Annotated in this window: 12 protein-coding genes, 1 tRNA gene and 1 riboswitch; of the genes, 4 read left to right on the top strand and 9 right to left on the bottom strand. The window is 69.7% G+C overall.

Features of this window, described 5'->3' with window-relative positions:
- Window positions 1-156 precede the first annotated feature (156 nt).
- Window positions 157-741 (bottom strand): dCTP deaminase, encoded by a 585-nt coding sequence (gene dcd / locus SLP03_RS12150; RefSeq protein WP_319460658.1) that lies wholly within the window; start codon window positions 739-741, stop codon window positions 157-159.
- 78 nt (window positions 742-819) lie between these two features.
- Here dcd and SLP03_RS12145 point away from each other — a divergent pair, with 78 nt between their 5' ends.
- The gene (locus SLP03_RS12145) at window positions 820-1380 is read left to right on the top strand and encodes a pyridoxamine 5'-phosphate oxidase family protein (protein WP_319460657.1); all 561 of its coding nucleotides are present in this window, start codon (window positions 820-822) and stop codon (window positions 1378-1380) included.
- 78 nt (window positions 1381-1458) lie between these two features.
- On the opposite strand, the gene SLP03_RS12140 is transcribed toward SLP03_RS12145, so the two are convergent.
- Window positions 1459-2442, bottom strand: a complete 984-nt coding sequence (locus SLP03_RS12140) for a zinc metalloprotease (RefSeq protein ID WP_319460656.1) — start codon at window positions 2440-2442, stop codon at window positions 1459-1461.
- A 256-nt stretch (window positions 2443-2698) separates the two neighbouring features.
- Between SLP03_RS12140 and SLP03_RS12135 the strand changes: the two genes are divergently transcribed.
- Together SLP03_RS12135 and SLP03_RS12130 are read left to right on the top strand one after the other, a co-directional pair.
- Window positions 2699-2772 (top strand) — tRNA-Gly (locus SLP03_RS12135).
- Window positions 2773-2945: 173 nt separating this feature from the next.
- The gene (locus SLP03_RS12130; RefSeq protein ID WP_319460655.1) at window positions 2946-3581 is read left to right on the top strand and encodes a class I SAM-dependent methyltransferase; all 636 of its coding nucleotides are present in this window, start codon (window positions 2946-2948) and stop codon (window positions 3579-3581) included.
- 425 nt (window positions 3582-4006) lie between these two features.
- Here the strand turns inward: SLP03_RS12130 and SLP03_RS12125 are convergent, their stop codons facing one another.
- The 4 genes from SLP03_RS12125 to SLP03_RS12110 all read right to left on the bottom strand — a co-directional run bounded on the left by SLP03_RS12125 (window position 4007) and on the right by SLP03_RS12110 (window position 7918).
- Complete coding sequence (locus SLP03_RS12125) at window positions 4007-4363, bottom strand: VOC family protein (RefSeq protein ID WP_319460654.1); 357 nt, start codon at window positions 4361-4363, stop codon at window positions 4007-4009.
- A 75-nt stretch (window positions 4364-4438) separates the two neighbouring features.
- Window positions 4439-5401, bottom strand: coding sequence for an IS30 family transposase (locus SLP03_RS12120; RefSeq protein ID WP_319460653.1), 963 nt, complete (start codon window positions 5399-5401; stop codon window positions 4439-4441).
- A gap of 866 nt (window positions 5402-6267) precedes the next feature.
- Window positions 6268-6534 (bottom strand): hypothetical protein, encoded by a 267-nt coding sequence (locus SLP03_RS12115; protein WP_319460652.1) that lies wholly within the window; start codon window positions 6532-6534, stop codon window positions 6268-6270.
- A gap of 397 nt (window positions 6535-6931) precedes the next feature.
- Entirely contained in the window at window positions 6932-7918 is a 987-nt protein-coding gene (locus SLP03_RS12110; protein ID WP_319460651.1) for an NlpC/P60 family protein, read from the bottom strand.
- A gap of 61 nt (window positions 7919-7979) precedes the next feature.
- Window positions 7980-8115: riboswitch (cyclic di-AMP (ydaO/yuaA leader) on the bottom strand.
- 234 nt (window positions 8116-8349) lie between these two features.
- On the opposite strand from SLP03_RS12110, the gene SLP03_RS12105 reads away from it, so the two are divergent.
- The gene (locus SLP03_RS12105) at window positions 8350-10386 is read left to right on the top strand and encodes a peptidoglycan recognition family protein (RefSeq protein WP_319460650.1); all 2037 of its coding nucleotides are present in this window, start codon (window positions 8350-8352) and stop codon (window positions 10384-10386) included.
- 63 nt (window positions 10387-10449) lie between these two features.
- Here the strand turns inward: SLP03_RS12105 and SLP03_RS12100 are convergent, their stop codons facing one another.
- The 3 genes from SLP03_RS12100 to SLP03_RS12090 all read right to left on the bottom strand — a co-directional run bounded on the left by SLP03_RS12100 (window position 10450) and on the right by SLP03_RS12090 (window position 13934).
- The gene (locus tag SLP03_RS12100) at window positions 10450-11451 is read right to left on the bottom strand and encodes a C40 family peptidase (protein WP_413644506.1); all 1002 of its coding nucleotides are present in this window, start codon (window positions 11449-11451) and stop codon (window positions 10450-10452) included.
- Between the two features lie 178 nt (window positions 11452-11629).
- Complete coding sequence (locus SLP03_RS12095; protein WP_319460648.1) at window positions 11630-12634, bottom strand: hemolysin family protein; 1005 nt, start codon at window positions 12632-12634, stop codon at window positions 11630-11632.
- The gene (locus SLP03_RS12090) at window positions 12627-13934 is read right to left on the bottom strand and encodes a hemolysin family protein (RefSeq protein ID WP_319460667.1); all 1308 of its coding nucleotides are present in this window, start codon (window positions 13932-13934) and stop codon (window positions 12627-12629) included. Before SLP03_RS12090 ends, SLP03_RS12095 begins: the two co-directional genes overlap by 8 nt.
- Window positions 13935-13950: the final 16 nt, after the last annotated feature.

The following is a 13950-nucleotide window of genomic DNA, read 5'->3' as shown; positions in this document are numbered from 1 at the left end:
AGACGAAGTCATCCACGGTCAGGCGTGTCACTAGGGGTTTTCGCCGTTTCCACCAGTCTGCAACGCCCTGACCTGCACCTTCAGGCCCGGGCGCCGACTATATCGACGCGAACCTGCGGAACGCAGGAGATGCGAGTGGATCTATTGCACAGCAGGTCAGCGCCTACTTGTCGGCCAGGTGCGCCAGCTCTGCCAGGACCGGCTCGGCGTCGGGCCGCGCTGCCCCTGGTAGCGGGAGCCGTAGACCGCCGAGCCGTACGGATGCTCGGCGGGCGACGAGAGCCGGAAGATGCAGAGCTGACCGATCTTCATTCCGGGCCAGAGGGTGATCGGCAGGTTCGCCACGTTGGAGAGCTCCAGCGTGACGTGGCCGGAGAAGCCCGGGTCGATGAAGCCGGCGGTCGAGTGGGTGAGCAGCCCGAGCCGGCCCAGGGAGCTCTTCCCTTCGAGGCGGCCGGCGAGCTGGTCGCCGAGTGAGATCACCTCGAGCGTCGAGGCGAGCACGAACTCGCCCGGGTGCAGCACGAACGGCTCGCCCTCGGGCACCTCCACCATCGAGGTCAGCTCGTCCTGTTGGACCGCCGGGTCGATGTGCGTGTAGAGGTGGTTGTTGAAGACCCGGAAGAGCTTGTCGAGGCGTACGTCGATGCTGGACGGTTGCACCAGCGTGGGCTCGAACGGCTCCAGCGCGAGCGTGCCCGCCTTGATCTCGGAGACCAGGTCGCGGTCGGAGAGCAGCATCGGAACACCATAGCGACCGGTACGGGTGACCTGCGTGTCGGACTGCGCATTCGTACATGTGTTCGATAGAATGCCGGCATGGCTTCCTGGTCCGAGTTCGCCGCCGACGAGCCCCGCCTCGCCGACGAGATCCGCCTTCTCATGCAGCAGTACGGGCCGGGCTTCGGCTACCTTGCCACGGTCCGCGCCGACGGTGGCCCCCGCGTCCACCCGGTTTCGCCGGTCATCACCGACGAGGGGCTCTTCTGCTTCGTCATCGACTCGCCGAAGCGCCGCGACCTCGAACGCGACGGCCGCTACGCGCTGCACTCGTTCCCGCCCGAGGAGCGCGACGACGAGGCGTACGTGGCGGGCCGCGCCCGCCCGGTCACCGACCAGGCCCGGGTGGCCCGGGTGGCCGAGATCGGCCGGGCCGCGCCGCAGGTCGACTGGCGGCTGTTCGAGTTCACCGTCGACGTGGCGATGCTGACCCGGCGCGACCAGGGCGACGCGGCGAGCCCCGGCGGCGGGCAGCCGGCCGTCCAGGTCTGGCTCGACCCGCAGGCGGCGCACCCGACCGGCAACGCCGCGGGCGTACCCGATCAGCGGCCGGCGCGGCGCGGCCGGCACGGCTTCGACACCCGCCGCACGGCGGCCTGACCCCCCCGGTCGAGACCCGGAAGCGGCAGTGCCAGCCCCGTCCTGAGACGGAGCCGGCACCGGCTTCTGCTGGGGGTGTCACGCCGCGCGGTAGGCGTTCCACGCGGTCAGCATGCGGCTCGCCTGACCAGGGGTGAACTGGTACATGCACGAGTCGTAGGTGTAGTCCATGAAGTTGGTGATCGGGTCCAGGCCGGCGGCGGTGCAGGTGTCCCGCCCGGTCGGGCACTGGAACGCCGGCGAAGACTCCGCCGGGGTGTCGGTGACGCTGTCACCCGAGCCGGAGCAACCACCCTGGAAGGTGTGGTAGAGGTTCAGCCAGTGGCCGACCTCGTGGGTGCCGGTGTCGCCCTGGTTGTAGTTGGTGGCGGTGCCGCCCGGCAGCGACTCGCTGAGCGCGACCACGCCGTCCATGCTGTTCAGCTTGCGCGTCGGGAAGGTCGCCCAGCCGAGCAGGTTGTCGCTGAGCTCGCCCAGGTAGAGGTTGAGCGTGTTCTTGCCGCCCTCGCGCAGCGAGCTCTTCATCTGCCGCTCCGCCGAGGAGCCCTGCACGATCGGGTACCAGGCGGCGTTGGTCACGTGTTGGACCTTTTGCAGCTGGAAGCCGAACGCGGTGGGCGCGCCGCCGGTGGTGCCGGCGTAGGCCTTGTTGAGCACGTCGATCTGCGCGGTGACCAGCGAGTCCGGAATGTTGCCGCCGGCCCGGGTGGTGTCGCGCTGGATGACGTGGACGACGACCGGAATGGTGACCGTGGCCAAGGGGGCGGCACCGGCGCCGGCGCGGAAGTTCGCCCGCTCGCGCAGCGCGCTGGCGAGGTCGGCCTCGCGGTCACGGACCTGCTTGGCGGTCAGCTCGTTCGGGTCCAGCTTGGCCGAGCCGCCCTTCTTGACCCGCGCGTCCGAGTGGACGTCGGTCGGCTCGGCGCAGGATGCGCCGGGGGCGGCCGACAAGACCGAAGCAGCGGGAACGACGCCCACGGCAGCGGTGCTGAGCAGCAGCGCGAGGGTCGTCGACGCGACGCCGGCGGCACGCCGGGTCAGCAGGTTGGGACGAAGTCCCATGGGCCCACCTCTTTCTGGCGGCACGACAGGGGGTATGTCGCGCCGTGGCTGGGAACGTGTGGGTGACGTTACAACTGATCGACGGATTTGAGAACGGGCATATGTTGCCGCAGTGAAACTTTCTGCTGCATAGGTGCCGGTCAGTGCTTCCAAGATCGTTTCGGGGTGGTTTCGCCGGCGGCGGGGGCCGCGGATGGGCTCGCCGGAGGTACCTGGATGCACCGGCGCGGTGACCTCAGGTACAGTGGTGCCGCCTGCGGGTGTAGTTCAATGGCAGAACATCAGCTTCCCAAGCTGACAGTGCGGGTTCGATTCCCGTCACCCGCTCCACGATCAAGGCCCTGGTCAGGACGCGAGTCCCAGCCAGGGCCTTCGACATTCCAAGATCTGCAATCATGCGGGCGTGCCATTGGCGTGCCATTAGCCCTGGTCGAGGTAGGCCCCGTGTAGCCCGCGTCGGGGCCGTCGCGGCGGGACATCGTGACCGTCCCGGCTCGTCGATAATGATCGACATGACGATCCGATACGCCGAGGTGCTCGGCCCGCTGCGTGAGGCGTACGACTTGGACGCGGCGTCGCGTGACGCGCTCACCAAGGAGCCGTGGAAGCTAGCGGAACGGCAGGCGTTCCGTGACCGGCTGGCGCCGGGCGCGCGGCTGCTGGAGATCGGCGCCGGTACCGGACAGGACAGCGTCTACTTCCAGCAGGAGGGCTTTGCCGTCGTCGCGTCCGACCTCTCGCCGGTGATGGTCGAGCTCTGTCGGGCCAAGGGCATCGAGGCCTATGTCATGGACTTTTTGCACCTGGATTTCCCGGTTGGCTCGTTCGACGCGGTGTTCGCGATGAACTGCCTGCTGCACGTGCCCAACCACGACCTGCCCGCGGTACTCGCGGCGATCCGGGCGATCCTGCGCCCCGGCGGGCTGTTCTTCGTCGGCGTGTACGGAGGCAACGAGAGCGCCGAAGGTCCCATCAGCGACGACCAGCACGAGCCGCCGCGCTTCTTCTCGTTTCGCACCGACGAGCAGCTGCTCGGCTTCGCCGCCGCGTCGTTCGACGTCGTGGGCTTCCACCCCGTAGACGTCGGCCGCGGCCACCGGTTCCAATCGCTGACGCTGCACCGTCCGGACCTCGAATAACGGAGCACCGTCCATGGGCTGTGTTCGTCGGCAGGTCAAAGCCATTCCTCACACCGAACCCATCTTTGAAACACGGCCTAGTCCCACCACATGCTTGACGGTTGACCTAGGACGCGGACAGCAGCCAGATTCCTCGACATCTGGCGGCGGGGCGTGATGAGTGGCCACTGCCGAATTGGCCTCTTAGAGGATCAAGGCGGCGCCGGCCCGGCCCCGGCCTGCTGGCGACCTCCGGCCGGCATCGGCCGGGCCGGCCGGCCACACGTGGGGACGATCAAAAGACCTCGGGGCTCCGCCCCAAACCCCGACCCTCCTCAGAGATCAGCCGCGGATCACCTCGCCGGGCACCACAAGGGCTACCAGCCTCCCCGACGAGGAGATCCGCTCATCGGATCAGGCACTGCCCACCTACGACGGGACCCACCTCAATCGATCGTCGTTCTGGCGCACACGCAGAATTCGTTGCCTTCGGGGTCGGCAAGCACGACGTAGGGGTCCCTCGGATCGTCGTCGTGCCGTACGTAACTGGCACCGAGTCCGACGAGGCGTTGCACCTCACCCTCTTGGTCGTCGCTGTAGAGATCGAAGTGCATTTGATCGCGGGCGCTGACCGGACTGGCTGCGACCTGTAGCGAGACGTTGACCCGAGGCCCACGCAATACCCGGAAGCGGCCATCATCGCTGCCGGGACCAGGAGTGAGATCCAGCGCAGCGGCCCAGAACTTCGTCATGGTCTCAAGATCGGAACAATTGATCACGACACTACCGAGACGTATCCCCATGGTCTTCTTTTACCCCGAAGGCGCGGCGCGGGCCATCCGTGGGCCAGTAGCCGGGGCGCACAGGGGGCGGCGGGTTCAGCCGGTGGAAGCATTTGCCTCGACGAGTTCGGTGAATATCTCGGAGGGCTTCTTCCAATCGTGGATCTTACGGGGTCGGTCGTTGATCTCGGAAGCCACCATTGCCAGATATTTGGGGTCGGAGGTGATTGGGACGCCCTTGGGGAAGTACTCGCGCAGGATCCGGTTGGCGTTCTCGTTGCTGCCGCGTTGCCAGGGTGAGTGCGGGCGGGCGAAGTACACCGGCAGCCCGGCGGCGGTGATCCGGGCGTGGCCGGCCATCTCCGACCCGCAGTCCCAGGTCAACGACCTGGCGAGCTGTGGCGGTAGGGTCCCGGCGGCGGCGATGATCGCGTCGCCGACGGTCAGGGCGTCCCGGCCGGTCAGCGGGACCAGGACCACGAACCGGGAGGTGCGCTCGACCAGCGTCGCTACCGCGCTCTTGCCTGCCTTGCCGATGACCAGGTCGCCTTCCCAGTGCCCGGGGACCTGTCGACCCTCGACCTCGGCGGGGCGTTCGTCGAGGTAGCGGGGTTCACGGATCCGCGGCGCAGGCTGGGGGCGAGACCCGCCACGACGGGCGGTGCGGCCGGTGCGTAGCCGGATCAACTCCCGAGCCAGAGTGGACACCGGCTGGGCGTACACCCACTGGTAGATCGCCTCGTGAGACACCCGGTAAGCCTGATCGTCGGGGTAGTCGAACGCCAGCCGACCCGCGATCGACGCCGGCGACCAACCCAGCCGCAGACGCTCGCGTACCACCTCCCGCAGGCCCGGGGCCCGCTCGACCGCCCACGTCTTCGGCCTACACCGGACAACCGTCGCCGCCGCGTCGGCCGCCGCGGCCCGGTACCCGGCCCGGCCGCCGTGCCGGGCAACCTCCCGCGACACCACCGACGGATCCCGGCCGATCAGCACACCGATCTGCTTGTACTCCAAGCCTTCGGCCAAGCCACGGGATATCTCTTCCCGATCAGCCAAGGTCAACATTGCACGCACGGCGGCACATCCTGCCCCACCCAACCGGCAAGATCAAATGCTACGACCGGCTGAACCTGCCGGCACGAGCGGACACTAGGCGCAACTGGAGCGGCCACCAGCTGCAGGCGTTTCGGGCATCACGGTCGGCTGAGGACGCTCTTCCAAACTGGCGGTGCCGTTGGAGCCTGGCTACGTCACGTCCGGGGATTCGCCACGTCTGCTATCACGTGGCCGGTACCTGAGGAGGCCGAGTGCGAGGAACACGACCGCCACGGCCGCCAGCGTCCACGCTGTTGCGGGGCCGAACGCGCCGCTGAGTCGGCCGAGATACCCCACTGCGAGTAACAAGAAGGAGAGCCCACCGCAGAGAAACCACATCCCTGCATCGACCGGGCGTCTCCACCTCCTTTGGGCAAAAGGCGACATGCGGCGCGTCAGTAGTAGACGAAGACCGTAGCCGGCTAGGGCCAGGCCGCCGATGCCCAACAGCACTTGGAACAAGTCCCGGGGGTCCATAGATCTGCCTCTACCCGGGGGGCCTGGTTGGCAACCAGGTCGAGGCAAGGGCGGGCCGCCTTGACAGCAGCGATTGACAGCAACGGCCTCGGACTGTGACGCACGGGCGAGGACGCCAGCAGGCTCTGTGCCAGGGGCCAAGCGCCGGTCCGGACCGACTGGGACAGCACCGCCGAGGCTACGGATCAGGCGGTCGCGGCATGCCAGCCACGTGCCAGTAGTCGGTGTCCCGGACGGGCACGAGCGGGCGTGAGTCGTGGCCCACTCCCCTGCCGCCAGCAGGCGTTTCGGGCATCTCGGCGCGGTGATCTTCGTCCTTCCAAACTGGCGCTCCCGGGTCCAAGCTCCAGCTACGCCGAGAACTGCCGGTACACCGCGAGAAGTAGCAGAGCGATGCCGACCGCAGCCGTTGCCCAGCCGGCGCGCAGAGTTGCCGTTGGATGGCGAGGCCACCAGCCGCCCGGAGCCCAGGCAGGGAGGAGGGGATCCTTGCCTCGGGACCGACGCCGCCGATACACGTAGCCCTGGCCAACCGAGATGAGGCCAAGGACGATGACCAACAGCGCGAAGAGCGCCAGTTCCATCGGCTGCGCTTCGGCTCCCGCTGCAACAAGCATCTACAGATCATGACTTGTCCTGCCCGGCATGCCATTAGCGTGCCATTGGGCGAGGACAGCACGGGCCAGCCGAGGCCACGAGAGACCGCCGAGACCAGGCCGTCACGCCAGTAGCCAGGCAGACATCGACAATTCCCAAGCTGACAGTGCGCTTCGAGTGCGGTCAGCGGAGCAGGCCTGGCGTTCGGTTTCCGCGACCGCCAGGCCGTCTCCAGGCCGTCACAGGTTCGCGACCGGCCACCGATGTCCCCCACGCCTCACCACCCCCGCCGCAGGTGACAGGCACGATGACCACCGCCACCAGTGACAGCCAAGCCCGCATGGCATCTCTGGCGCACCTGGCCGACCCGTTGACGGCGGAAGGGGCCCCCGCCGCGTGGGAGCCCCTTCCGGCGGATCAGCCCGGTCGGCCGTAGCTGTTGATCTGGCCGTCGTCGACGCGTTTCATCGTGATCGGCTTGCCGGACTGGGAGGCGTGCACCACCCAGCCGCCGCCGACGTACATGCCGACGTGGTGCAGGTCGCTGTAGTAGAAGACCAGGTCACCGGGGCGCAGTTCGCTCCGGCTCACCCGGCGGGTGACGTCGTGCTGCTGCCGGGCGTTGTGCGGCAGCGAGACGCCGGCCTTGCCCCAGGCGGCCATGGTCAGGCCGGAGCAGTCGTAGTGGTCCGGGCCGGCGGCGCCCCAGACGTAGATCTTGCCGATCTGGGCGCAGGCGAACTTGACCGCGACCCCGGCGGGGCCGCCCGGATAGCCGGACGGGCAGGGCGCGGGCCGCAGCGGGCCGCCGCCACCGCTGCCGTAGACCTTGAGCCGGAGCTTGTCCAGCTTGGCGATCTCGGCGTTGATCTGCGTTTTCTTCGCCGCGAGCTGGGCCTCGGTCCGAGTGAGCTGGGCGACCATTTGGTCCAACGGCTTCTTCTTGGCGGCCAGCTCGTCGCGGAGTTCGACGACGTTGCGCACCTGCTGCTGCTGGCGGTGGGCGAAGCGGTCGAGCAGTTCGAGGCTGGCGACCACGTCGCCCGGCGAGCGGCTGCCCAGCAGCGCGTTCACCGTCGACATGCTTTCGCCCTTGTACGCGTTGACGGCGAGGCCGCCGACCTGGCCCATGGCGAGGTCGACCTGGAGCTGCAACGGGGCGATCTGCTTGGCCAGGGCGTCCGCCTGCTTGCGCTTGACGGCGAGGTCCTGACGGGTGGCGTTGTGCTGCTCGATGATCGGTTCGAGCTTGTTCCAGTCCTGGTCGATCTGGCGCTCGATCTCGGTGACCGACGGTTCTGCATGGGCCGCCGTGGCGCCGCCGGTCAGGATGACGGCGGTGCCGGCCAGGGCGGCGAGGGCGGTGGTGAAGCGGGACCAGCGTGGACGCGGCGGAGCCGTCATCCGGTCTGTCGACCGGACCGACGGTGGCCGCGGGGCATGGTATGCCACCGGGCTTTCGTTCTCCTTCTTCGCTGACCGCCTACCGGGTTAGCTGACGGGTTCGGACGGGAAGGGAGCCGCCCTACCGCAGTGCTGCGGATTCACCCCAGATACCTGGGTCCCCGGCTCACCCGGAGGCGACTCGGCGGTGTCGGACCGTCACCACCCGGGTTGGACGATGCACACACCGGTCGACGATTGACCAGAGTAGAGATCTCCGTTATCGATCCGCAACCCGCGACGCCGTGACACTCCGTACCCGATGCCCGGAACGGGCGGGGAACCGCTGAAGAAAACTTTCATCCAACATCATTGACAGGTAAGTATTGACCCGGAGCCATGTCCGGGGCGAGGGTGAGCACGCAGTTACCCCCACCTGACCTGGAGGTTCCATGCACCTCTCACCCGTGCCGCCGCGCGGCCGGATCCTGCTCGCCGCCGCCATCGCGGCGGCCACCGCCCTCCTCACCGCCGGACCGGTCGCCGCGCAGCCCCTCACCGCCGGACCGGACGAACCCATCGACCGCCAGCAGCAGTACGCCGCCGCCGCGGCCGAGTACGGCGTGCCGGAGAACGTCCTGCTCGGCGTGTCGTACCTGGAGTCCCGCTGGGACACCCATCCCGGCCAGCCCAGCACCAGCGGCGGCTACGGCCCGATGCACCTGACCGACGCCGAACAGGTCGCCGCCACGCCGTCCAGCGCACACGTCGACGAGAACGAGGACCCCCGGGGCGACGAGTCCCGGCCTCTGGTCGTCGACACCGCCGCGGCGGCCGAGCCGACCGGGGACCTGCTGCCGTCGGCGTCCCTGCAGACCCTCGACGCCGCCGCCGCGCTCACCGGCGTAGCCGAGGAGACGCTGCGCACCGACGCCACCGCCAACATCCGCGGCGGGGCGGCGCTGCTCGCGTCGTACCAGAAGGAACTGGCCGCGCCGGTCGGCGCCGGCAGCGACCCGGCGGCCTGGTACGGCGCGGTGGCCCGGTACTCCGGCGCGGACACCGAGGATGCCGCCGCCGCCTTCGCCGACGAGGTGTACGACCAGATCCGCGTCGGCGCCAGCCGGACCACCGACGACGGCCAGCGGGTCACCCTCGCCGCCCGCGAGGTGACCCCCGACGAGTCCGGGCTGCACCGGCTCGGGCTGCGCCGCGCCGAGCGGCCGGACGGCCTGGAATGCCCGGTCCGCCTCGCCTGCGAGTGGATCCCCGCGCCGTACGAGCAGTACGGCCCGAAGCCGGGCGACTACGGCAACCACGACCTCGGCGACCGGCCGGCCCAGCAGAAGATCGAGTACATCGTCATCCACGACACCGAGGGCTACTTCGGCCCCAGCGTGAAGCTGGTGCAGACCAAGACCTACCTGGGCTGGCACTACACGCTGCGCTCGGTCGACGGCTACGTGGCCCAGCACATCAAGGCGAAGGACGTCGGCTGGCACGCCGGCAACTGGTACGTCAACGCCAAGTCCATCGGCATCGAGCACGAGGGCTTCGCCGGCCACGGCACCTGGTACACCGAGGCGATGTACCGGACCTCGGCCAAGCTGGTCCGGCACCTGGCGCTGCGGTTCCAGATCCCGCTGGACCGGCAGCACATCCTCGGCCACGACAACGTCCCCGGCACCACCGCCGGGACCGTGGCCGGGATGCACTGGGACCCGGGCCCGTACTGGGACTGGTCGCATTACTTCGACCTGATGAAGGCACCGTTCCACTCGACCGGCACGCCGCACACCGGCCTGGTCACCATCGACCCGGACTACGCCACCAACCAGCCGGCCTTCGTCGGCTGCAACCAGCAGCCGCCGGGCGTCCCGAAGCCCACCCCGCCGGCCGCGCCCTGCCCGCTGCGCGGCTCCTCCTCGGTCGTCCTGCACACCGCGCCGAGCGACACCGCCCCGCTGGTCAACGACCGCGGGCTGCGGCCGAACGGCACGCCGGACACCATGTACATCTCCGACCACGGCGCCCGCGCCTCGGCCGGTCAGACGTACGCCCTCGCCGACGTCCAGGGTGACTGGACCGCGATCTGGTACCTCGGCCAGAAGGCCTGGTTCCTCAACCCGGCCTCGGCACCCACCGCCAAGTGGGCGCAGGGCTTCGTGGTGACGCCCAAGCCGGGCAGGACCACCATCCCGGTGTACGGCCGCGCCTACCCCGAGCAGGCCGCCTACCCGGCCACCATCCCGTACCAGACCATCTCGCCGCTGCAGTACACCTTCCCGGCGGGCCAGCGGTACGCGCTCGGCGGCGTCCTGCCGGGCGAGTACTACCGGGCGGTCTCCTTCGACGGCTCCGCCCCCGGTGACCGGACCGTGGTCCGGGGTGAGAACCGGTACGTGCAGATCCAGTTCGGCCACCGGGTGATGTTCGCCAACCTGGACGACGTGCTGATCCTGCCGGCCGCGGTGGGCGCGCCGCGGTAGTCACCGCACGCACGAGGAAGGCCCCCGGTCAGCTCGACCGGGGGCCTTCGTCGTCGGATCGGATCAGGTGACCCGGCGGTAGCCGGCCACCGGCTGTGTGCTGACCTTGCTCACCTGGACCGGCTTGCCGGTCCGGGGTGCGTGCACCATCAGCCCGTTGCCGAGGTAGAGGCCGACGTGATGCAGGTCGGAGCCGAAGAAGACCAGGTCACCAGGGCGGGCGTCGGACCGGGAGACCGCCCTGCCCTCGTTCCACTGCGCGCCGGTGAAGTGGGTCAGGTAGATCCCGGCCGCCTTGTAGGCGTACTGGGTGAGGCCCGAGCAGTCGAACGAGTTCGGGCCGGTCGCGCCCCAGACGTACGGATCGCCGACCTGGGCGCAGGCCGTCTTGATCGCGGTCCGCGCGGCGTTGCTCACCACGCCGTCGATGGCGGGGCAGCCCTCGACCCGCACCGAAGTCTTCGGCAGCATCGCGGTCAGCCGCTTGATCTCGGCGTCGATCTGCTTCTTCTTCGCGGCCATTTCGTTCTGCTGCTTGGTCTGGGTGATGATCAGCGCGTCCAGCTTCGCCTTCTGCGCCTGGTACTTGTCGCGGATGGCGAGCACCCCGGCGACCTGCTTGCGCTGCTGGGCGGCCAGCCGGTCGAGGATGGTGAGCTGCTCGGCGAGCGTCCCGGGCTTGGCGTCGACGAGCAGGGCGCCGACCTCCTGGGACGGGCCCTGCATGTAGTAGCGGGAGGCCAGTTCGCCGACCCGGTTCATGGCGAGCGTGGACTGGAGCTCCAGCGGTGCCATCTTCTTCTGCAGGTCCGCCGACTTCTTCTGGTTGACCTTCAGCTGGGCGCGAATCTTGTTGAAGCCCTCGATGGTGGGCTCCAACTGCTCCCACTGCTTGTCGATCTGCGCGTCGATCTCGTCCACCGAAGGCGCGGCGTGCGCCGGCGCGGCGACGAGTCCGGCGCCGACCGCGACGGCCGCGACCAGGGTGAGCAGACGATGTACGACCCGGCGAACGCCGACTGGTCGGACGGACGGCTGACTCCGGGCGTGACGATGGGGGGGCATGGATGCCACCGGCACCGACTCCTTTGCGACCGACCGCCCGGGCGCCTCGCGAGAGGGAAGATCGAGGCAGACGACCCACAGCGGTCGGTGCCCCACATTAGGGAAGGCCCGGGGTTATATCAAGGCGACCTTTGTCCAATCACGTTTGTGCAACCGCTTGCACACCAAGGGTATTCGTTCACTTGCCAACGATCGCCGTCAATACGTCATCGAGTGTCACCACACCGAGCGGCCGGCGGCCGTCGCTCACCAGGACCATGTGCCGCCGCTCCCGCCGCATCGACAGCAGCAGGTCGGCCAGCGTACGGTCCGGCGGCACCACGGCCAGCGGCCGGTAGATCTCGGCCGGCACCGGGGCCCGGCGGCTCGCGCCGGCGTACCCGAGCACGTCCTTGACGTGCACGAAGCCGAGCACCCGGCGGGTGGACCGCTGGACCACCGGGAAACGGGACCGGCCGGTGCCGGTGGCCAGCACCTCCAGCGACGCGGGTGAGACGTCCTCGGCCACCGTGGTCACCGTCGACCACGGCTGGAGCGCGTCCGCCGCCGTCCGGCTGTGCAGCGCGAGCGCGCCGGTGATCCGGGCATGCTCCTCCGCGTCCAGCAACCCCTCGGTACGCGCCTGGGAGACCAGCCCGGCCAGCTCCTCCGCCGTGAACACGGTCTTCACCGCGTCGGTCGCCTCGACCCGCCACAGTCGCAGCACCTGCCGGGCCGACCACTTCATCGCCAGCAGCAGCGGCTTGGTGGCCACGCAGAACGCCAGCATCGCCGGCCCCAGCCAGAGCGCCGACGGCTCCGGGCCGGCCAGGGTGATGTTCTTCGGCACCATCTCGCCGACCACGGTGTGCAGGAAGACCACCACCCCGAGGGCGATCACGAACGCCACCGGGTGCACGACGCCGACGGGCATCCCGAGTGCCTCGAACGGCGACTCCAGCAGATGCGCCAGGGCCGGCTCGGCGATCGCGCCCAGCCCCAGCGAGCAGACCGTGATGCCGAGCTGCGCCCCGGCGATCATCAGCGGGATCTGGTTCATCGCCGACAGCGCCCACCGGGCCCGCTTGGAACCGGCCGCGAGCGGTTCGATCACCGTACGGCGGGAGGCGATCAGCGCGAACTCGCTGCCCACGAAGAAGGCGTTGCCGAGTAGCAGCAGGACGGCGACCAGCAGCTCACTCATCGTCGTCGGGCTCCTCCGGGCGGAGCACCCGGACCTGCTCGATCCGGTGCCGCTCGACCTCGACGACGGTGAACTCGTACCCGCCCTCCTCGACCGTCTCGCCCGGCACCGGGATGTGCCCGAGTCGGGCCATCAGGAAGCCCGCCAGAGTCTCGTACGGGCCCTCGGGCAGCCGGAAGCCGGTCTGCTCCGCCAACTCGTCCTCGCGCAGCACACCGTCCACCAGGACGGTCCGCTCGCCGCCCGGCACGGTCAGCTCGGCCGGCCCGAGGTCGTCGACCGCGTGCGGGTCGAACTCGTCGGCGATCTCCCCGACCAGCTCCTCGACCAGGTCCTCCACGGTCACCACGCCGTCCGTGCCGCCGTACTCGTCGACCACGATCGCCAGGTCGGCGCCGGCCGCCTTCAGCGCGGCCAGGACGCCGTCCAGGTCCAGGCTCTCCGGGACGTACACCGGTTCGCGGGCGACCGCGGCGACGGCGGTGGACGCCCGCTGGGCCAGCGGCACACCGAGCGCGTCCGGCACCCCGGCCACCCCGGTGACCAGGTCCAGCGTCTCCTCGAAGACCGGGAACCGGGTCCGCCCGGTCTGCTGGGAGAGGCTCAGCAGTTCGGCGACCGTGGCGGTGGCCCGCAACGCGATCACGTCGACCCGGGGCGTCATCGCCTCGGCGGCCCGCTTGTCGCCGAAGCGGATGGTGCGGCGCAGCAGCATCGCGGTGTCCGACGGCAGCGCGCCGGCCCGGGCGGAGATCGCCGCGAGCAGTCCCAGTTCCTCCGGTGACCGGGCGCTGGCCAGCTCCTCCTGCGGCTCCACGCCGAGCTGGCGGACCAGCTGGTTCGCGGAGTTGTTCAGCCCCCGGATCAGCCAGCCGAACGCCCGGGCAAAGCCGCGCATCGGCGCGGCGGTGGCCAGCGCGGTCGGCATCGGCCGGGCCAGCGCCAGGTTCTTCGGCACCAGCTCGCCGAAGAGCATCGAGATCAGCGTCGCGAGGGCCAGGGCGAGCAGCGGACTGAACCGCTCGACGCCGCCGACGGGTCGCAGCAGCGGCGTGAAGAGCCGGGCCAGGGCCGGTTCGGCCAGGTAACCGGTGAGCAGCGCGGTGATGGTGATGCCGAGCTGCGCGCCGGAGAGCTGGAAGGAGAGTTCCCGCAGCGCCGTTCGTACGGTGACGGCCCGGCCGTCGCCGTCGGCGGCCCGCCGGTCGATCTCGGCGCGGTCGACGGTGACCAGGGCGAATTCGGCCGCGACGAAGAACGCGTTGCCGGCGGTCAGCAGCGCGAAGCCGACCAGGGGCAACAGCGTGCCGAGCAAC

The organism is Micromonospora sp. RTP1Z1 (genome assembly GCF_033804685.1).
GTDB lineage: Bacteria > Actinomycetota > Actinomycetes > Mycobacteriales > Micromonosporaceae > Micromonospora.
Note: the sequence above shows the minus strand (reverse complement) of the source record. Positions and strands in the feature narration are given on the sequence as shown.

Excerpts from the sequence above, each read along its gene's own strand:
- SLP03_RS12100 (WP_413644506.1), bottom strand. The coding sequence starts at position 11,451 with ATGCCCCCCCATCGTCACGCCCGGAGTCAGCCGTCCGTCCGACCAGTC.
- SLP03_RS12110 (WP_319460651.1), bottom strand. The coding sequence starts at position 7,918 with ATGACGGCTCCGCCGCGTCCACGCTGGTCCCGCTTCACCACCGCCCTC.
- SLP03_RS12095 (WP_319460648.1), bottom strand. The coding sequence starts at position 12,634 with ATGAGTGAGCTGCTGGTCGCCGTCCTGCTGCTACTCGGCAACGCCTTC.
- SLP03_RS12125 (WP_319460654.1), bottom strand. The coding sequence starts at position 4,363 with ATGGGGATACGTCTCGGTAGTGTCGTGATCAATTGTTCCGATCTTGAG.
- SLP03_RS12140 (WP_319460656.1), bottom strand. The coding sequence starts at position 2,442 with ATGGGACTTCGTCCCAACCTGCTGACCCGGCGTGCCGCCGGCGTCGCG.
- dcd (WP_319460658.1), bottom strand. The coding sequence starts at position 741 with ATGCTGCTCTCCGACCGCGACCTGGTCTCCGAGATCAAGGCGGGCACG.
- SLP03_RS12130 (WP_319460655.1), top strand. The coding sequence starts at position 2,946 with ATGATCGACATGACGATCCGATACGCCGAGGTGCTCGGCCCGCTGCGT.
- SLP03_RS12115 (WP_319460652.1), bottom strand. The coding sequence starts at position 6,534 with ATGCTTGTTGCAGCGGGAGCCGAAGCGCAGCCGATGGAACTGGCGCTC.
- SLP03_RS12105 (WP_319460650.1), top strand. The coding sequence starts at position 8,350 with ATGCACCTCTCACCCGTGCCGCCGCGCGGCCGGATCCTGCTCGCCGCC.
- SLP03_RS12145 (WP_319460657.1), top strand. The coding sequence starts at position 820 with ATGGCTTCCTGGTCCGAGTTCGCCGCCGACGAGCCCCGCCTCGCCGAC.